Below are 18,309 nucleotides of genomic sequence, written 5' to 3' on the forward strand. Positions count from 1 at the left end.
TCGGCGGTGGCGTCGGCGACGACGCGGGTGAGCAGGGTGACGGCGCGGATGGCGTCGTCGTTGCCGGGAATGCCGTAGGTGGCCTCGTCCGGGTCGCAGTTGGTGTCCAGGATGGCGATGACCGGGATCCCGAGCTTCTGGGCCTCGGAGATGGCCAGGTGCTCCTTCTTGGTGTCCACGACCCACACTGCCGCGGGGAGCTTGCTCATGTCGCGGATGCCGCCCAGGGTGCGCTGGAGCTTGTCCTTCTCGCGGCGCATCATGAGCAGCTCCTTCTTGGTGCGGCCGGAGCCGGCCACGTCGTCGAAGTCGACCTGCTCGAGCTCCTTCATGCGGTCCAGGCGGGCGCGCACGGTGGAGAAGTTGGTGAGCATACCGCCCAGCCAGCGCTGGTTGACGTAGGGCATGCCGACGCGCTGGGCCTGCTCGGCCACGGCGGCCTGGGCCTGCTTCTTGGTCCCGACGAACAGAATGTTGCCGCCGCGAGCGACGATCTCCTTGACGAAGTCGTAGGCGGTGTTGATGCCCTCGATGGACTGCTGGAGGTCGATGATGTAGATGCCGTTGCGCTCGGTGAGGATGAAGCGCTTCATCTTGGGGTTCCAGCGACGGGTCTGGTGCCCGAAGTGGACACCGCTATCAAGGAGCTGGCGCATGGTAACGACGGCCATGACGGTCCTTCCGTGTGTGCCGAGAGGTTGCTCGACGCACGATCATTCGGGGGACGGCCAAGCAGTGCGCTCGGGCGCGTCCCGGCTGTTCTTCTCTCTGGGTTGTTCCCCTTGGCTCCGTACGCTCGAGGGCGCACGCCGAGACGGCGACCGGCCAGGATGCCGATGCGGATGGGGCCTGGCGCCTGCGACGCACGGCCACCCGTTCACCGTGGCGAGCCATAATGACCGGGACCGCGACCGTGTCGCCCGGAGGGACGTCCCGAGATGCTCGGGTGCAGGCGCGCGAAGTCAGCATTCCTGGCTCGTCTCCCACCGATGCCGGAGCGATCCGCAGAATGCTGCGGGGCGAGGCTACCACAGGGCCATCCCCGCTGCCGAGGCGGATTCGGCGGCATTCAGAGTCATTCCGGTCACCACAGGCCACTTCCCGAGAGCGTTTTCCACAGGGCCGACGACGTCCCCGGCGAGCGGGGTCCGATGGCGCGCACCCTGATGGCATGCACCCAGGACAGAAACTACAGACAGCGCAACGAGTGCAGCGAGCACACGGGGCATGCGGGGAACGTCGGGAACGCGGCACCGGGTTGCCGGGGCGCCGTAGGCCCCCTCGCGTACCCCCTGATGCGCCTCACACTCCAGGCGCCGGCAGAACCCGGCGCCTGGCGGTTGCGACCACGGCCCTGCTCGTGACCGGAGTGCTCACCGCACTACCGCCGGCCACAGTATCTTCTGACGGATCGCCGACTGCTCCGGGTCCGGGCTCGGCTCTGCGCGAGGATTCCGGCTCACCACCGGAGATCGGGGATCCTGCGTTCCCCGAGGTCGCGAGCGCCTCTACCGGGCCGACCGGTTCAGCGACTTCAGCGACCTCACTGTCCTCCTTCTTCACGGAGGCCAGCCTCATCACCCGGTTCATCGAGGAGACGGGTGCGGGCGCGCAGCAAGGTGTGGAACAGCCCCTGGAGCCCCGGCGTCCGCGCGGACGCTACCAGTGGCCCACCGGCGCACCGGCCGCCGTCGTGGAGGGCTTCGATCCGCCTGCCGTGGTGTGGGGACGCGGGCACCGGGGAGTCGATCTTGCGGCCGCGGAAGGCACGCAGATCCGCAGCGCCGCTGCGGGAACGGTCGTCTTCGCCGGCACGGTTGCCGGGCGCCCGGTGGTCTCAGTCGACCACGGAGACGGGATCCGCACCACCTATGAGCCGGTGGAACCGAGCGTCAGTGCGGGTGAGACGGTGGATGCGGGACAGGTCATCGGCACCTTGCTGCCGGGGCACCGTTCGGACGGGGTCTGCGCCCTGCACTGGGGGGCGCGCACCGGCCCCAAGACCTATATCGACCCGCTGCGCCTGCTCGAGCCGGCTGTCATCCGCCTCAAGCCGATCCAGTAGGGCCGGGCGATCGGCGTCTCAGGCGCGGGGGAAGGCCTGCTCGTAGACACTGCGAAGTCGCTCGGCCGAGACATGGGTGTAGCGCTGGGTGGTGGCCAGTGATGAGTGTCCGAGGAGCTCCTGAACGCTGCGCAGGTCCGCTCCCCCGCTCAGGACGTGGGTGGCTGCGCTGTGGCGCAGCCCGTGCGGCCCCAGGTCGGGGACCCGGGCGGCTGCGCACAGCCGGTGGACGATCTCCCGCACCGCTCGGGGGTCGATGCGGCGCCCTCGCGCCCCCAGGAAGAGCGCGGCTCCGGCGTCGGGAGCACAGATCTCGGCGCGCAGGCCCAGCCAGTCCTCCAAAGCCCTGGCGGCGGGCAGCCCGTACGGCACGGTGCGCTCCTTACGGCCCTTGCCCAGGACCCTCAGGGTGCGCTGGGAGTGGTCGAGGTCGGTGACATCGAGGCCGACGAGCTCGCTGACCCGCACGCCGGTCGCATAGAGCGTCTCGATAATGGCCAGGTCCCGCACGGCCAGGGCGTCCCGGTCCGAGGCGAGGTCGGCGGCGATCTTGAGCAGATGCGAGGCCTGCTTAGTCGTCAGCACCCCGGGCAGGCGGTTGTCGACACGAGGGGAGCGCAGGCGCGCGGCGACGTCGGAGGCGAGCAGCCCCTCCTCGAAGGCCCAGGTAGAGAAGGTTCTTATAGAGGCGGAGCGGCGGGCCAGGGTGGCGCGCGAATGCCCGCTCGCGGCCAGTGCGGCGAGCCAATCCCGCAGATCAGCCAGATCGAGGGTGGCCAGGGCCGGGCCGACGGGCTCGGCATCGTCCTGACCGACGCCGAGGAAGCTCAAGAGGTCGCCCACGTCGACGAGATAGGCGCGCACGGTGTGCGGGGACAGATCCCGTTGCAAGGACAGGTGCCTACGGTAGGCGGCGAGGAGGTTGGCGCGCGTCCCTGGCATGGCGGCCCCCTTGGCAGCGGTATTCGCGGGTGAAAGACAGGTGGGCTCGAAGAACTGTACGCGGGCGTCGACGATGCGCCGGGCATCGACACAGCAACAGATCTCGCGATGTCTGTCAATAGGCACCACAGCCTTTCTACCATTTGGACGGTCATGGCATCCTTGGAGGAAGGATGGCCTCGCTTCTCGGGCGACCGTTCCCAGGCATCCCGACCCGCATGACAGCAGAACCTCAAGGAGTGACGACGATGACTGAAGAGCCCCTGCTCCTCGACTTCGTTGGCGAGCTGTTTCGGATCCAGCCCGGAACGTCCTTCCAGATCGGCCGAGAAGGTGATCTCGTGCTCGACGAGGACAATCTCTTCCTCCATCGGCGCTTTCTCATCATCGAGCACGATGCCGATCTGTGGTGGGTGGCCAACATCGGTTCCCGTATCGGCGCCACGATCACCGAGCGCTCCGGTACCTCTCGCTCGTGGGTGGCTCCCGGCTCCCGGGTACCACTGGTCTTCCCGGACATGGCGATCGTCTTCACCGCGGGCTCCACCACCTACGAGATCCTTCTGCGGGTCCCCTTCCCCGGGTACGAGATCTCTCAGAACAGAAACGTGCCACCGGCCTCGGGCCAGACCACCGTGGGCATGGTGAACCTGACCCGTAATCAGCACCTGGTGACACTGGCCCTGGCGGAGCCCTGGCTGCGTCGTACCGGCACCGGCCCGGTCGATCTGCCTCGCAACACCGACGCCGCCGCCCGCCTGGGATGGAAGATCACTCGTTTCAACCGAGCACTGGACAACGTCTGCGACAAGCTCGACCGCGTCGGGGTCAGGGGTATGCGGGGCGGCCCGCGCATGCACGCCTCCTACAGGCGCACCGCGCTGGTCGACTACGCGCTGACGGCACGATTGGTCACCATCGAGGATCTGCCGCTGCTGGACGAGGAGGCCCGCCATACCAGGCAGGAGCTCGCGCTGTCCTCCGTCACCGTCATCTGACTCCTGCGGGGCACCGCCCCGGTGGGCGCGCGGTTGCACCGATCCGCCAGCGGTACGAGGGCTTGTCCCCGGATGCTAACGACGCCTTCGCCAGCCCGTGGCGGTGCGCTCCACCCTCCCCATGAGCTCCAGTACCCCCAAGGCCGTTGTGGTCTCCTTCAGGGACAGGCCCCCGGAGCGGACGATGGCCTCGGTGGTAGCGGATGCTCGGACCGGCATGGCATCCAGGACGACGGCACTGTCCGGTTCCAGTCCGTCCAGGAGGCCGTCTCCCGCCAGCCCGGGATCCTGCTCCTTGACGGCGTCGGCATCTACAGTGCCCAGCGGAGTCAAGAGCTCGAGGGCGTCGTCGGCATCGGTGATGCAAACCGCTCCTTTGCGCAGGAGGCGGTGGCAGCCGACCGAGGACATGGAGGTCACCGGTCCGGGGATGGCGCCCACCGGTCTGCCCATGTCGAGGGCCCTGTGGGCGGTGGACAGGGCTCCGGAGCGCCAGGCCGCCTCGACCACGATCGTCGCCCCAGAGATGGCCGCGATGACGCGGTTGCGTGAGACGAACCGGTGGCGGCCGGGCTGGCATCCCGGCGGCACCTCCGCCACCAGCGCCCCGTTGGCGATGACCGCCTCCAGCACACCGGCGTTGCCGACTGGGTAGAGACGATCCACTCCCCCGGCGGACACGGACACGGTGGGCCCTTCGCACAGGGCCCCGCGGTGCGCGCATGCGTCGATGCCGAAGGCGCCGCCGGAAACGATGAGGCCGCCCCTCGCTGTGACCCCCGAGGCCAGGGACGTGGCCACACCCTCGCCGTACCGGGTGCATGCCCGGGCCCCCACCAGCGCCAGGCTCAGTCCGTTGGCCGGGCCCGCCGGCATCCGTTGCTCGCGAACGGGCAGGTTCCGGGTGCCGACGATCGCCTCACGGACGAGTGCTCCAGCCCGCCCACCGATGTCCGCACTGCTCCGGTCTGCCTGTGCACCGTCGTTCCGGTTCCTGGGCCCTGAGCCGGCCCCGTCACCGCTCACGTCGGCTTCCTTCAGGTCCCCGGCGCTGACCAGCAGCGACGGATCGCCGCGCACCCACAGGCAGAAGGGCGGGTGGTCCAACTCATCGAGCCCCGGCGGCCACCAGGCGTCTCCGGGGAGGATGAGGCTGCCGCCGAGGCGATCGAGCACGTCCAGCTCGCGGCGGATGTCCAGTCCCTCCAGGCGCGGCGCCCATCTGGCGGAGACCTGCGCCCAGTGAGTACTGACCGCACCCGCACTGGAGGTGCCCGGGGGTGGTTCCGGAACGGGTGGGCGCGGGGCGCTGCGCACGTGTCCCGAGGAGTCGATGGCCTCCTCCAGGAGCCATCTCAGGGCGGCGCTTGGTCCGAGCCGGCCCACCAGCATCGCGGCAGCGGCGCTGTCGGGCTCCGCCAGGCGCGACCATGTGGCTCGAGCCAGCGCCGGGTCGTCGATGTCGTAGGGCAGGCCGGGAGTCAATTCGGGAGTCATGGTCTTACTCCAGAGGTTCTCAGGGCCAGTGCGGTCCCGATTTGGGTGAGGGTGAGCGCGTCGGCGCCCTCGAGATCGGCCAGGGTCCAGGCCAGTCTGAGGACCCGGTCCACCCCGCGCAGAGACAGGTCCCCACGTTCCAGGGCGCTCATGAGCCGGCGGCTGAGCGGAGCGCTCAGTCCGCCGTTGGGACCCCTGAGGTAGGAACCGGGAACCTCGGCGTTGAGGCGCCATGGTGTGCCGGCCAGGCGGCGCTCCGCAGCGCGCCGGGCCCGCAGGACCCGCTGCGCCACCACGGCGCTGGACTCGTTGCCCGCCGGGCCGGCGAGATCGGCGGCGCTGACGGCGGCGACCTCGACCTGAATGTCCACCCGGTCCAGCAGGGGCCCTGACAGGCGCGAGAAGTAGCGTCGTCGCTGCAAGGAGGTGCAGGTGCACTCCAGGCCGCGGCCACCGGCCTTGCCGCACGGGCAGGGGTTGGCGGCCAGGACGAGCTGGAAGGCGGCCGGGTAGCTGGCGCGGCCGCCCACGCGGTCGATGGTGACCGTTCCGGACTCCAGGGGCTGGCGCAGGCAGTCCAGGACACCGGCGCTGAACTCGGGGGCCTCGTCGAGGAACAGCACGCCGCGATGGGCCAGCGAGACGTCTCCGGGGCGGGGCAGACCGGATCCGCCTCCGACGACGGCTGCCCGGGTGGCGGTGTGGTGCGGCGCGCGCAGCGGTGGCCGGGTGATGAGTCCATGAGCGGGGTTGAAGGTGCCGGCCACGGAGTGGATGGAGGTGACGGTGACGGCGTCAGAGCGCTCCAGGGGCGGCAGGATCGAGGGCAGACGCTCGGCGAGCATGGTCTTCCCCGTGCCCGGCGGCCCCACCATGATGAGGTGGTGGCCCCCGGCCGCGGCGACCTCGAGGGCCCGCCTGGCCTCGGCCTGCCCGACGACATCGGCCAGGTCCGGCGGCTCGCGATCCTGGGCGGCGGCTGGATCTGCGTCGTCGCGCAGCTCGGCGATCTGCTCCACCGCGGCGGCCACGGCCGCACTCAAACGCCCGCCGTAGCGGTCCACGAGCTGACCGATATGGCTGATGGCGGTGACCCGGGCGCCGGGGACCAGTTCGGCCTCGGCGGCCGCCTCCCGGGCGACGACGATCTCCTCCACCCCGGCGGCGACCGCGGCCTGGACGCTGGGCAGGACACCGCGCACCGAGTGCACCGAGCCGTCCAGCCCGAGCTCGCCGATATACACGGTGCGCCTCAGGAGACCGGCCGCGGAGCGCCCGAGCCGCCCGCGGGCGCCCAGGACGGCCAGCGCGAGCGCCAGGTCCAGTCCGGTGCCGGTCTTGCGCAGATCCGCCGGGGAGAGGTTGACGGTCAGACGCTGCTCTCCCCAGGTGACGCCGCAGGTGCTCAAGGCCGCACGGACGCGCTCGCGCGATTCTCGTACGGCGGCGTCGGGCAGGCCGACGAGGGTGAAGCCGGGCAGGCCCTGGACGGCGTGGGCCTCGACGTCGACGATGTGTCCGGCCAGCCCGGTCAGGGTGACCGCGAGTGTGTGTGCTAGCCCCATGACGCGCCCACCGCCCGGTGGTGTCGCAGCAGAGCGGGCTGCGCCTCGCGAAGCAGGATGGAGACGACGTCGAGGCGCAGGCCGGCGTGCGGGACCTCGTGGGCGGCTGCCCATGCGGCTGCCAGGGCGCGCAGCCGGGCGAGCTTGCGTGCGTCGACAGCGGCGGCCGGTGGGCCCTGGCGCAGGGAGCTGCGGGTCTTGACCTCGACAACGACCAGGGCGGGTCCTTCTCGCACCTCGCTGAGGCGGTCGATGTCTCCGCCGGGTTCCGGATCCCGGCCCCCGGGGTCGGGGTCGAGGGCGATGATGTCGAGCTCCCCGCGCAGCCCGCTGTTCGGCCGCCAGTTGCGCTCGAGGATCTGCCAACCTATGTCCTTCAGATAGACGGCCGCCAGATCCTCCCCGCGGCGCCCAGTGCGCAGGTGGGATGGGCGAGTCGAGGAGGCTCCCGCGTTATCCGAGCTCTCGGCGGGGTCGGTGGGGACCCCATCGCCGGAGCGCGCTGCGATCGCCGTTCTCCCCGTTGCGACTGCTGTGACCTGTTCGGCCATGCCGATCACCTCCGCCACTAGCCTGAGGCCGGATCGACCGATTCGCGTCACGGCCCGATCGGCCCTGTGGAGGGCACTGGTGAAAGCCGTCCTGTGGCCACCGGGCGACCGCGGTGCTCAGCGGACGGTGCGCGGTGGATGGCCAGAACAGGGGCAGCAGAGCGCTAGGAGGAGGGAATGTCCATCTCGAGCTTGGTGAGCTCCTCGACATTGACGTCCTTGAAGGTGACGACGTGGACGGACTTCACGAACCGGGAGGCGCGGTAGATGTCCCATACCCAGGCGTCCTCGAGGGTGAGCTCGAAGAAGACCTCCCCACCGTTGGTGCGTACCTGGACGTCGACGGCGTTGGCCAGGTAGAACCGTCGTTCGGTCTCCACCACGTAGGAGAACAGGGAGGCGACGTCGCGGTACTCCCGGTACAGCGAGAGCTCCAGCTCGTTCTCATAGGACTCGAGGTCTTCTGCACTCACCGGGCCATCATGCCTGTCGGCGGCGCTCGGGCCCAGCAGGCTGCCAGGGCGAGTCGGTCCTCCGGCCGGTCGTTGTCCGGCCGGTGGCGCTGGGTACCCGGCGCGTCAGCTCCGGTACTGCTCCACCCCGGGCAGACGCCAGCTGCGCCGGTGCTGGTTCCCGGCACCCAGGGTGGCCAGGGCCTCGATATGGGTCGGCGAGGCGTATCCCTTGTTCGAGGCCCACCCGTAACCGGGATCGTCCAGATCGATCATGAGGGAGTCCCGTTCCACCTTGGCCAGGACGCTGGCTGCGGCGACGACGGCGCAGCGGGCGTCGGCCTTGACCTCCATGCGCACCGGCGGGGTGGGGGTATCCACGGCGGGCTCGGGCGCCGCCCGCGGGGGCCGCCCGTCGCCCAGGACGGTGAGCAGGTCGGGCTGCGGGGCGGTGAGCCAGTCGGCCACGCCGTCGAGAATAACGATGTCGGGGGCGTGTCCGCGCTCAGCGACACGTTGCAGGGCTCGCAGCCCCGCCAGTCGCAGAGCGCCGACGATACCGCGTTCGTCGATCTCGGCGGGCGAGGCATGGGCGACGGCGCAGTCCACCAGCCAGTTGCGCACGGGCTCGACCAGGTCGGTGCGCGCACGGGCCGTCAGCTGTTTGGAGTCGGCCAGGCCTTCGGGGAAGGCATCGAGGGTGCCGCGTCCCACGATTGCCAGCCCTACGCTGACCGGTCCGGCGAGCGCACCGCGCCCGACCTCATCCAGGCCGCCGACGTAGTCGTGGGTCTCAAGCAGCTCGTTCTCGAGAGTCCGGTCGGGGCGGGGCCGCACTCGACGGCTCACCGCGTCATCCTCATGTCCGTTCCCGAGCCGCCGGATCCGCCCGAGGAGTTCGGCGAGTCGCCTCCTGCCGGGCCCGTGTCGGATCGTTCGCCGCCAGATGTCCCGGGCTCCGTGTCATCGCCCCCGATCCCCGAATCCGAGCCGATCCGGCCAGGCCCGTTGCGTTCAGAGCCGTCGGTCGCCTCACCGGTGTCGCTCTGCGAGCCGTCCGGGACCGTATTGTCCTCGTCGTCGGGGTCGTCGGCGTCGGTGGGCCGCCGCGTTGGTGCGGTTGGCCTGCTCGTAGCAGGACTGGATGAGGAGGGGGTCGGCGATACCGCGGTGGCGTCGTGATCAGGCACCTGGGAGAAGACCCGGTCTCCTCCCCCCAGGCTCCCCCATCGGCTCAGGCTCGTCCAGGAGAAGACCGCCTTGGCCACTCCGACGACATTCGTCAAGGGCACGAATCCGCCGTGTGCGTCGTCGCGGTGATAGCGCGAGTCCGCCGAGTTGCTGCGGTTGTCCCCCATGACCCACACGTACCCCCGGGGGACGGTGACGTCGAAGGACGTCAGGGACGCGGACTGGCCGTCCTTGACATAGTTCTCCGTGACGACGACGCCGTTGACGCTCAGTGTTCCCTTTCCGTCGGCGACCACGTGGTCGCCTCCGACCCCGATGACCCGCTTGATGAGGTGGTGGCCGGTGCGCTCGGGCAGGAGGTGCAGGGCGACGAAGGTCTTCTGGACGGCCCCGCGCAGTCCCGTCGGCTCCTTGACGTGGAGCCAGTCGTCGGGGTCGGAGAAGACGACGACATCGCCACGGTCGATGCGGTCGGAGTCGAACATCGTGACCACGACCTGGTCTCCGTTGCGCAGCGTGTTCTCCATGGAGCCCGAGGGGATCTCATAGGTCTGGACGACGAAAGTCCGCAGGAGAGCCGGGACCAGGATGATGACCGTCAGGACCAGTAGCACCCTCGTCAGTCGCTGTAGCGGGGAACTGGTCTGCGGCGGAGGAATGGCGGGAGCGACGTTCCGACGTGGCTGGATGGAGGGGGGCAGGTCTACGGGCCCGTCGTCGGGTTCGGGATCTGCGTCGGGGTCGATGAACGGGTCATAGTCCCATTCCTCGCTGTCATCGACCGGGGCCGTGCTCGGGGGCTCTCCCGACGGATCAAGAGATTCGTCGTTGTCCTGGGGAGAGCTTGCGGAGGGAGCGCTGCAGGAAGGGGTGGCGGCGGATCTGGAGGCAGGGCCGATCTGCGAAGGAGCGGCCTGCTTCAGGTCCAGTCCGACGTCGTCGGCCTCGTCCTGCGGCGGTCTCACCGTGCCCCTTCCCCCCTTTAAATCGATGTACGTCGGTCCGCCGCTACACGGCGATGAGAGATGACGAGCGCCCGGAGCCCGAGGGCTCCGGGCGCCGTCTTAAGAGCGCGGACACTCAGTCCTCGCGACGCTCCTTGATCTTGGCGGCCTTACCGCGCAGGTTGCGCAGGTAGTAGAGCTTGGCGCGGCGCACCTGGCCCCGGGTGACGACCTCGATCTTCTCGATGGAGGGCGTGTGGACGGGGAAGGTACGCTCGACGCCGACGCCGAAGGAGACCTTGCGGATGGTGAAGGTCTCCGAGACGCCGCCGCCCTGGCGGGCGATGACCACGCCCTGGAAGACCTGGACGCGGGAGCGGGTTCCCTCAACGACCTTGACGTGGACCTTGAGGGTGTCCCCGGGACGGAAGGAGGGGATGTCGTCGCGCAGTGATGCGGCGTTGATCTCGTCGATCAGGTTCATGTTTCTCTCCACACCCGTGCCACTGGTCAGGAGTGCTGGTTCGGCGGCGCCGCGCCGTCGGGGGCAGCGCCGGAGGTGGACGCCCTTGGGCTCCCTCGAGGCGGCATCCTCCCCAGTGGCAGAGGAGCCGCAGGACCCAAGTGCCCGCTCAGTTTGCCATAGGCTCGCACCCAGGGACGAGCGCGCCGGCATCGACGTGCCTGAGTTCACGCCTTGTCCCCGTCTCGGCGCGAGCCCCGGGACGCGTCGCGCTGCGGGAACTCACCGGCGCGATGGGCCAGAGAGGGCGATACCGGCTTGCGGCGGGGCCGAGTGGTCAGTTGTCGGAGCCGGCCAGAGTACGCGCCGGGGTGGGCTCGGTGGGGGCCTGCGGGATCGCCGTCGGAGTCGACGTCGGTTCGGGCACCTGGGAGAAGACCTTGTGGCCGGAGCCCAGGCTGGACCAGTGGGAGTAGGGCCACACGACGTTCTTGGCGACGCCGACGACGTTGCCCATGGGGACGAAGCCGTGGTGCGCATCGTTCTGGTGGTAGCGGGAGTCGGAGGAGTTGGCGCGGTTGTCCCCCATAACCCATACGTAGCCCTCGGGCACGGTGATGTCGAAGGCGAGGTCGGACGCCGACCGGCCGGGCTTGAGGTAGTCCTCATGAAGTTCGACGCCGTTGACGCTCAAGGAGCCGTTCCCATCGGCGACGACGTGGTCGCCGGGCATACCGATGACGCGTTTGATGAGGTGGTGTCCCGCGTCCTGGGGGAAGATGCGGATGGCGACCAGGAAGTCCTGAAGGGCGCCCTGCAGGCCCGTGGGCTCCTCGGTCATCAGCCAGTGGTCGGGATCGGTGAAGACGACGACGTCGCCACGGTGGATGTCGTCGGAGTCGAACATCGTCACCGTGACGCGGTCGCCCTCGTTGAGGGTGTCCTCCATCGACCCGGAGGGAATGGTGAAACTCTGTATGACGAAGGTGCGGATGAGGGCGATGATTGCCACGGCGACAACCAGGTAGGACAGAGTGATGCCCCACTGCTTGAGACGGGAGCCGATCCGTGCCGCCGTCGAGGACGGCTCGGACGCCCCGGTGCTCTTCGCAGCCGTCCCGCCGTCATCGCTGCGGGTGTCGCCCGTGCCGTCAGTCATGTCCTTGAGGTTCTGGTCGGGTCCGCTACTCATAGGCCTTCTCCTGTCCGCCGGGTCATGACGACGTCGTGGGCGTCCTGGCCCCCGACGTTGTAGGTGCGAGTCCCGACCTGGCGGAAGCCGGCCCGCTTGTAGGCCTTCTGGGCGCGCTTGTTGGTGATGTGGGTGCCGAGCCAGAGCAGACTCGTCCCGTGGGCGGCGGCCTGCTGAGTCACGGCGCTCATGAGCGCCGGGGCGAGTCCCGAGCCTCGCATGGCGGAGTCGATATAGACCTTGGACAGCTCGCCGACGGCCTGCCCCGGGCGAGCCCGGACACAGGCAGGACGGGGATCGATCCCGGGGGGAGGATCACCTGCGGCGTCGTGCTCCTCCCGCAGCACAGCCGCGTAACCCACCAGGTTGAAACCATCTGACGTCTCGGTAGGCTCCGTCCCACCGGATGTCCGCATGGCGGGCAACGGGGCAAGAAGCTCGGCGACGACGAGGTCGACGCGCTCGTCGTCAGCCCAGGTAGAGAACAGCTCGGGCACGAGGCTGGTGGCGATGTGCTGGGTGATGGACTCGGGGGCGATGACCTGCTCGCAGGCATCGGGGAAGGTGCGGGCCGCCAGGTCCGCCAGCGCCTCGGCGTCGCGCGCGGTGGCGGGGCGGATGCGCACCGGCACCGGATGGGCCGCCCCGACCGGAACCGCCCATCCCAGGGTCGCCAGCGTAGCGCGGTCATCGCGGTCCAGGAGCCCAGCGTCCAGGTGCTCGATCATGTCGGGGCGGCGGCTGACAGTGCGGGCAATGGCCAGGTCCCGCCGGGTGCGGGCGATGCGGGCATGGTCACCGGACAGCAGGACGGGGTCGACCTCCAGGTCACGCCACCGGGTGGGGCGGGTATGGACGGGGTACTCCAGCAGACCCGCGGCTCCGTGGGACTCCTCGATCAGTGACTCGGGGTTGCCCAGGACACCGGGCAGGAGACGGGCGATTGCCTCGATCATGACGATGGCGGCGACCTCTCCCCCGTTGAGGACGTAGTCGCCGATGCTCAGCTCACGCACCTCCACGCCGCGCGAGGCGTAGTGCTCGGGCACGCGCGCGTCGATGCCCTCGTAGCGGCCGCAGGCAAAGACCAGGGAGTCGGCGCCGGCCAGGTCCTCGGCGGTGCGCTGGGTGAAGACCTCACCTGAGGGGGTGGGGATGACGAGGACCTGACGACCGGTGGTGGGAACGTCCACGGCGAGCACGTCGTCGAGGGCCTCGCCCCACACGTCGGGCTTCATCACCATGCCGGCGCCGCCGCCCAGGGGCGTGTCGTCGACGGTGCGGTGCCGGTCGTGGGCGTGGTCGCGCAGGTCGTGGACGCGCAGGTCGAGGTCGCCCCGGTCGGCAGCCCGCCCAATGAGAGAGAGGTCCAGAACCTTGAGGTAGCCGGGGAAGATGGTGACGACGTCGATCCTCACCGGGCCTCCTCCGCCTCTCCGCGTCCGGGGAACAGCCCACCGGGCGGGTCCAGGGTCACGGTGCCAGCCTCCGGGTCGATGGCCGGCACGAGCGCAGCGACGAAGGGGACGGCCACGTCATCGCCCTCGGGGGTGGTGACCACGAGTCGATCCTGGGCGACGCCCGGTTCCAGATCCGTGACCTCTCCCAGCGCCTCGCCGGTGACGTTGAACGCTCGCAGTCCGACCAGCTCGTGGCGGTACCAGGACTCGTCACCCTCCGCGGGGCTCGTGGCGTCATCGGAGACGTCGTCGGTCTCGACCAGGAGCCTGACTCCCCGCAGGGCCTCGGCGGCCGTTCGGTCGCGCGCCTGCTCGAAGGCGGCGAACCAGCGTGAGCCGTCGAAGCGCAGGCGACTGACCGTCAGAGGACCGGCCTGGGCGGGCTCGGTGGGGACAGTGGTTCCGGGCGCGAGGCGCCCCTCGGGGTCATCGGTACGGATCTCGAGGCGCACCTCGCCCTTGAGGGCATGGGCGGGACCGATGACGGCGAGGGTGAGCAGCACCTGTCCTCCTGGGATCGGGACGTGGAACGGTTGGCAAGGGATCTGGATGTCTGACGCCAACCTACCGCGCGCCGGCTGGCGTTCCCATCGACCACAGGGATGAGGTGGAGCACCGATGACGTGAGGTTGAACGCCCTCGCCCAGGTCCGTCTTCCGCCTGCTCCGCCGACCGGCCGCCGATCACCTGGGGCATGAGGGCGCAGAACAATCGCTGGAAGACGACGGCGCCCGGCTCCCTCATGGGAACCGGGCACTCGTGCCGATGTCAGACCGGCCAAGACCGACACGGCCGGCTATGCCGACCTGAAGACCCTGCGTTCAGCGGCGGTCGGTGTCGACGACGTCGACGCGCACTGACGAGTCCGTCAGCGCTCCCACCACTGTGCGCAGCGCTCGAGCGGTACGGCCCGAGCGGCCGATGACCCGGCCGAGGTCCTCGGGGTTGACCCGTACCTCCAGCAGGTCGCCGCGGCGCAGCGACCGGGAGGTAACGGTGACGTCGTCGGGGTTGTCGACGATGCCCCGTACGAGGTGCTCGAGGGCGTCGGCCAGCATCTCAGGCCCCCTCGGCGGCGGCCTCGTCGGAGGCATCGGCCTCGACGTTCTCCTCCGCCGCGGCCTCAGCGGCCTGGGAAGCCTCCTGGTCCGCCTTGGCCTTGGCGGCGGCCGCCTTGCGCTTCTCGGCGTCGTCGGCAGCGGCCTTGACCGCCGCCTCCTTGGCGACCGCGGCGGCGTCGGCGTCCTTGACCTTGAGGGTGCTCTCCACACCCTTGAGGCCCTTGAACTGGTGATAGTCGCCGGTGATCTTGATCAGCTTGTAGACGGCGTCGGAGGGCTGGGCGCCCACACCGAGCCAGTACTGGACGCGCTCGGAGTCGATGCGGATGAGCGAGGGCTCCTGCATCGGGTCGTAGACACCGATCTCCTCGATGACGCGACCGTCGCGCTTCTTGCGGGAGTCGAGGACGACGACCCGGTAGAAGGGGGCGAACTTCTTGCCCATGCGCTTGAGGCGAATCTTGACTGCCACTTGGTTGAACTCCTGGTTCTGGATGGTTTGGCGCGCGCTGGTCCCCGGTGGGGTCAAGCAACGGTTTCCGGCGTGAGCCGAGACGCAACCGGGGCCGGGAGAGGGACCGACGTCCGATCGAGTACAGCCGGACATTCTGCCAGAGCCTCCGACAAGGTCGCCAGCCCGGGCCGGGGCGCCGTCCCACCGCCCGGTGCGAGATCGCCCACAGCCGACGCCGACAACAGAACCGACCGGAATTCACGGTTCCGCCGAGCAACGACGCCAACACACTCAAGCCCACCCGGACTGCACCATTCAAAACCCGGCGCTGCATGCGGAATCGGGGCATGCTTCGTCCATGAGGCCCCCCTCCTTCGGCAATCGCGGCATCCAGCCTCCCGGCAAGAGCTCGTCGATCCGACCTCCCCGTTCCGGACAGAGCGCTCCGACGAATCAGACTCTCCGGCCGTCGCGACGGCCTTCGGCCACCTGGGTCTGCCTCCTGGTCATCGCACTCGTCGCCGTTGCGGGAGCCGTCGTTCACCTCCGGGGCTCCGCAGGATCGCATGCGGCCTCAGATCGCCGATCGGCCGAAGACGATGCGGCCCAGCCATCATCTTCAGACTCGGCCTCGTCATCGATCCCGGCAACCGGCACGCCCACGTCGAACACAACATCGAGCACAGCCGCGTCGCCGGTGACGGACGATCCCTGGGTGGAGCAGTGGCGCCTCGAGACGGGCATGGCGACGGCATGGAAACCGGGCGGGGATTGGGGCTTCCTCTCGAACGGCAATCACATCGCCGTGTACGACAAGAATCTCAAGGGTCCTACTCCCATCCAGATCTACCGGATAGTCGACGGTCGGCCGACGAGGACCTTGGATCTTCCATCACCGGGATACATCCCGTGGGGAATCAACAGTACGTCGCTCTTCTACGCACGAGGTTATATCGATCTGGAGACCGGTGAGACAACTGAGGATGTCTGGGGGAAGGAATTTCCCACCTTCATTTCCGACGATCTCATCATCACCTGCTCGGATAGTCGCATCACCTGTTCCGCATGGGATATGAGCAACGGGGCACTGTCGCTGAGATGGTCGCAGAAGTATCCGGGGAGTAAGGCACGCCTATGGCAGAATCAGCGCGTCGGAGACACGAACAGCGGATACCTCAAGCTGCAAATCGATAACACCATTCATTTCATATCCCTGAGTGACGGATCATCCCACAATCCACAGGACTCCAAGGAGTTACCCACATTCATCGCGGCCTCCGACGGGTGGATCCGAATAGATCGAATAACGCAGGCCACAACTTTTAGCCCCGATGGCGCCCGCACCGGGTCGTTTTCCATGCCCAGTCCGTTCTCCTCCCGATACTCACCGCTACTGATCACCGGTTCGGGCTCTCCGACTGTCGGGGAGCTCCGCCGGGCCTACGAGTCGCAGGACACCTCCTGGGCCCAAACATCGGTGTCGTGCGCCTCGGGGACGCCTTGCACACTCAACGGCGAACCGCTCTCGGCCCCCACCGACGGGAACTGCACATCCGGCGGCCTGGATATCGGCGATACTCAAAACAACTGGGTGATGAGCCCCGACAACCGATTCGTGATCGTCAAGCGCCAGGCCGCCTACGACCAGAGTACGGCGTGCATCATCGACGTCACTAAGAACAGGACCTATGAACGGCAGAATACGATCGTACCGCGAGGTGATCTGATCATCGCCGTCGAGGGCACCACCCTGGTGGGCTATTCCCCCACCCAGCAAGAATAACCGCACCACGCACCCGACCATCCGATAAGTGACGAAACTGAAGGAAACAGCGCCCATGAGCAGATTCTCCTGGGAGATCCGTCTTCCTGGCGCTCCGACGTCGATCCGGCCTCCCAGCACCCCCTCCACGGATGGACCGCTCTCTTCTGACCCTCTCACCGGAGAAGAACGATCAAAGGCGCTCCATGCAGCTGCTTTCCGCTAGCGATGGTTGGGTCATCATCGATCCAGACAGTTCCGCAGCATCCACCTTCTCCAAGAATGGGGCGCCCCCGCTCGCGCGCAGTTTCAGAATTCCTGGAAACTGAGCTCCGACAAGCGCACACTCACCATACGCGGTCGCTCTGCCAGTAGCGAGATCGGTGCCGTGTTCATGATCGACATGGCCTCGAAGACGCCGATGGATCCTCTACCCATCACATTCCGTAGCGCATTCATCACCGTCTGGCGCCAGGACTTCATTGTCGCGATCGGCGGCTCCACATTGGTTGGCTACGCACCGGAATCCTGACGACACGACGACTTCCCACAGAGCCAGCTGCTGCATGACACCTGTCATGCAGCAGCGGTGACAGCGCTCAGTACCGGGAGCCACGGGCCGGCGCGAGCCTGGGTCCATGACCCGCAATGCAGCCGAGCCCTCAGTCCACTGCCGCGCAACTCATCCTTCTACCGGGAGCAGTGCAGAGCCCGCCGCGGTTCGCGCCCGTGGTCTGTGCAAGTGCTTCGGCAGCCTCGTCGCCGTCGATGAACTCGATCTCACCGTCCGGCCCGGCGAGGTGATCGCCTTCCTCGGTCCCAACGGCGCGGGCAAGTCCACCACCCTCGACATGATCCTGGGGCTGACTCGCCCCGACGCCGGACAGGTCTTGCTTCTGGGAACCTCCCCCGATCAGGCGGTGCGGGCGGGTCGCGCGGGCGTCATCTTCCAGGACGGAGGCCTTCTGGACGACTTCACCGTTGGGGAGACCCTGCGAGTCGTGGCCTCGATGCAGCCCCGGCGCTCCAGCCGAGATTCCCGCATTCGCAACGCTTTCAGGCTTAAGGACGTCGTCGACGAGGCGGATCTCGGGCGGATCCTCACCCGGAAGGTGAGCCGCTGCTCGGGAGGTGAGCGCCAGCGCTTGCGTCTGGCCCTCGCTCTTCTACCGGATCCCGACCTCCTCGTCCTGGACGAGCCCACCGCAGGCATGGACGTCAGCGCCCGGATCGCCTTCTGGGAGACGATGCGCGCCCAGACCCGCCGCGGCCGCACCGTCCTGTTCGCCACCCACTACCTGGAGGAGGCGGCCTCCTTCGCCGACCGCATCGTCATCATCGCCCACGGACGCCTGGTGGCCGACGGGAGCGTCGATGAGATTCGGGCGCTGGGCGACGGCGCCCTGGTCAGCGCCACATGGCCCGGTATCTCCGAGGAGTCGTTGGGCCGGCACCTGGCCGTCTGTCCCGCGGCCGGCAGCATTGGGCACGCGGCCGTCCGCGGCGAGCATGTGGAGCTGCGCACCACCGACTCCGACGCCGTCGCCCGCTGGCTGTTGACCGCCACCCCAGCCGAGCACCTGGGCATCGGCGCGGCCAGTCTCAACGAGGTCTTCACCGCGCTGACCTCCGACGGCTCTGACGGCGCAGTCCCGTCGACGCCTTAGCCCACACCCATCACCCTGACCACCATCACCATATGCAATGAGGCC

At 68.7% G+C, this 18,309-nt stretch carries 19 protein-coding genes; 5 read left to right on the forward strand and 14 right to left on the reverse strand.

Features of this window, described 5'->3' with window-relative positions; translation table 11 throughout:
• A partial coding sequence (gene rpsB, locus HMPREF0975_RS00755; protein ID WP_009232170.1) for a 30S ribosomal protein S2 occupies positions 1-671 on the reverse strand: 671 nt, incomplete at its 3' end.
• 689 nt (positions 672-1,360) lie between these two features.
• Between rpsB and HMPREF0975_RS16475 the strand changes: the two genes are divergently transcribed.
• The gene (locus tag HMPREF0975_RS16475; RefSeq protein ID WP_009232171.1) at positions 1,361-2,065 is read left to right on the forward strand and encodes a M23 family metallopeptidase; all 705 of its coding nucleotides are present in this window, start codon (positions 1,361-1,363) and stop codon (positions 2,063-2,065) included.
• A gap of 18 nt (positions 2,066-2,083) precedes the next feature.
• On the opposite strand, the gene HMPREF0975_RS00765 is transcribed toward HMPREF0975_RS16475, so the two are convergent.
• On the reverse strand, positions 2,084-3,007 hold the full coding sequence (locus tag HMPREF0975_RS00765) for a tyrosine recombinase XerC (protein ID WP_034471925.1): 924 nt from the start codon (positions 3,005-3,007) through the stop codon (positions 2,084-2,086).
• A 248-nt stretch (positions 3,008-3,255) separates the two neighbouring features.
• Here HMPREF0975_RS00765 and HMPREF0975_RS00770 point away from each other — a divergent pair, with 248 nt between their 5' ends.
• Positions 3,256-4,005 carry a hypothetical protein gene (locus tag HMPREF0975_RS00770; RefSeq protein ID WP_009232173.1) on the forward strand — a complete coding sequence of 250 codons (750 nt, stop codon included), beginning with the start codon at positions 3,256-3,258 and terminating at the stop codon, positions 4,003-4,005.
• A 75-nt stretch (positions 4,006-4,080) separates the two neighbouring features.
• Here HMPREF0975_RS00770 and HMPREF0975_RS00775 read toward each other — a convergent pair whose 3' ends face one another.
• The 12 genes from HMPREF0975_RS00775 to rpsP all read right to left on the reverse strand — a co-directional run bounded on the left by HMPREF0975_RS00775 (position 4,081) and on the right by rpsP (position 14,853).
• Positions 4,081-5,502, reverse strand: a complete 1,422-nt coding sequence (locus tag HMPREF0975_RS00775; protein WP_009232174.1) for a DNA-processing protein DprA — start codon at positions 5,500-5,502, stop codon at positions 4,081-4,083.
• Positions 5,499-7,067 (reverse strand): YifB family Mg chelatase-like AAA ATPase, encoded by a 1,569-nt coding sequence (locus HMPREF0975_RS00780; RefSeq protein WP_009232175.1) that lies wholly within the window; start codon positions 7,065-7,067, stop codon positions 5,499-5,501. Before HMPREF0975_RS00780 ends, HMPREF0975_RS00775 begins: the two co-directional genes overlap by 4 nt.
• On the reverse strand, positions 7,058-7,618 hold the full coding sequence (locus tag HMPREF0975_RS00785; protein WP_009232176.1) for a YraN family protein: 561 nt from the start codon (positions 7,616-7,618) through the stop codon (positions 7,058-7,060). Before HMPREF0975_RS00785 ends, HMPREF0975_RS00780 begins: the two co-directional genes overlap by 10 nt.
• Positions 7,619-7,782: 164 nt before the next feature.
• Positions 7,783-8,091 (reverse strand): DUF2469 domain-containing protein, encoded by a 309-nt coding sequence (locus HMPREF0975_RS00790; protein ID WP_009232177.1) that lies wholly within the window; start codon positions 8,089-8,091, stop codon positions 7,783-7,785.
• A gap of 105 nt (positions 8,092-8,196) precedes the next feature.
• Positions 8,197-8,919, reverse strand: coding sequence for a ribonuclease HII (locus tag HMPREF0975_RS00795; protein ID WP_009232178.1), 723 nt, complete (start codon positions 8,917-8,919; stop codon positions 8,197-8,199).
• A complete protein-coding gene (gene lepB / locus HMPREF0975_RS00800) occupies positions 8,916-10,226 on the reverse strand; it encodes a signal peptidase I (protein ID WP_009232179.1) in 1,311 nt (436 codons plus the stop codon). Before lepB (HMPREF0975_RS00800) ends, HMPREF0975_RS00795 begins: the two co-directional genes overlap by 4 nt.
• A 115-nt stretch (positions 10,227-10,341) precedes the next feature.
• Positions 10,342-10,689: a 50S ribosomal protein L19 gene (gene rplS / locus HMPREF0975_RS00805; protein ID WP_009232180.1), complete on the reverse strand. Its 348-nt coding sequence runs from the start codon at positions 10,687-10,689 to the stop codon at positions 10,342-10,344.
• 316 nt (positions 10,690-11,005) lie between these two features.
• Positions 11,006-11,860: a signal peptidase I gene (gene lepB / locus HMPREF0975_RS00810; RefSeq protein WP_009232181.1), complete on the reverse strand. Its 855-nt coding sequence runs from the start codon at positions 11,858-11,860 to the stop codon at positions 11,006-11,008.
• Positions 11,857-13,278 (reverse strand): tRNA (guanosine(37)-N1)-methyltransferase TrmD, encoded by a 1,422-nt coding sequence (gene trmD, locus HMPREF0975_RS00815; protein WP_009232182.1) that lies wholly within the window; start codon positions 13,276-13,278, stop codon positions 11,857-11,859. The genes lepB (HMPREF0975_RS00810) and trmD overlap by 4 nt, the downstream gene beginning before the upstream one ends.
• Positions 13,275-13,823 carry a ribosome maturation factor RimM gene (gene rimM, locus HMPREF0975_RS00820; RefSeq protein WP_009232183.1) on the reverse strand — a complete coding sequence of 183 codons (549 nt, stop codon included), beginning with the start codon at positions 13,821-13,823 and terminating at the stop codon, positions 13,275-13,277. The genes trmD and rimM overlap by 4 nt, the downstream gene beginning before the upstream one ends.
• A 318-nt stretch (positions 13,824-14,141) precedes the next feature.
• Positions 14,142-14,378: an RNA-binding protein gene (locus HMPREF0975_RS00825; protein ID WP_009232184.1), complete on the reverse strand. Its 237-nt coding sequence runs from the start codon at positions 14,376-14,378 to the stop codon at positions 14,142-14,144.
• A 1-nt stretch (position 14,379) separates the two neighbouring features.
• A complete protein-coding gene (rpsP, locus tag HMPREF0975_RS00830; RefSeq protein ID WP_009232185.1) occupies positions 14,380-14,853 on the reverse strand; it encodes a 30S ribosomal protein S16 in 474 nt (157 codons plus the stop codon).
• A gap of 697 nt (positions 14,854-15,550) precedes the next feature.
• Here rpsP and HMPREF0975_RS00840 point away from each other — a divergent pair.
• From HMPREF0975_RS00840 to HMPREF0975_RS00850, 3 genes are all read left to right on the forward strand, one after another.
• On the forward strand, positions 15,551-16,618 hold the full coding sequence (locus HMPREF0975_RS00840; protein WP_009232186.1) for a hypothetical protein: 1,068 nt from the start codon (positions 15,551-15,553) through the stop codon (positions 16,616-16,618).
• 367 nt (positions 16,619-16,985) lie between these two features.
• On the forward strand, positions 16,986-17,129 hold the full coding sequence (locus HMPREF0975_RS16480) for a hypothetical protein (RefSeq protein WP_009232187.1): 144 nt from the start codon (positions 16,986-16,988) through the stop codon (positions 17,127-17,129).
• Positions 17,130-17,235: 106 nt separating this feature from the next.
• Positions 17,236-18,264, forward strand: a complete 1,029-nt coding sequence (locus tag HMPREF0975_RS00850) for an ABC transporter ATP-binding protein (protein WP_009232188.1) — start codon at positions 17,236-17,238, stop codon at positions 18,262-18,264.
• The last annotated feature ends 45 nt before the right edge of the window (positions 18,265-18,309 follow it).

Source organism: Actinomyces sp. oral taxon 849 str. F0330, assembly GCF_000239715.1.
GTDB classification, from domain to species: domain Bacteria; phylum Actinomycetota; class Actinomycetes; order Actinomycetales; family Actinomycetaceae; genus Actinomyces; species Actinomyces johnsonii.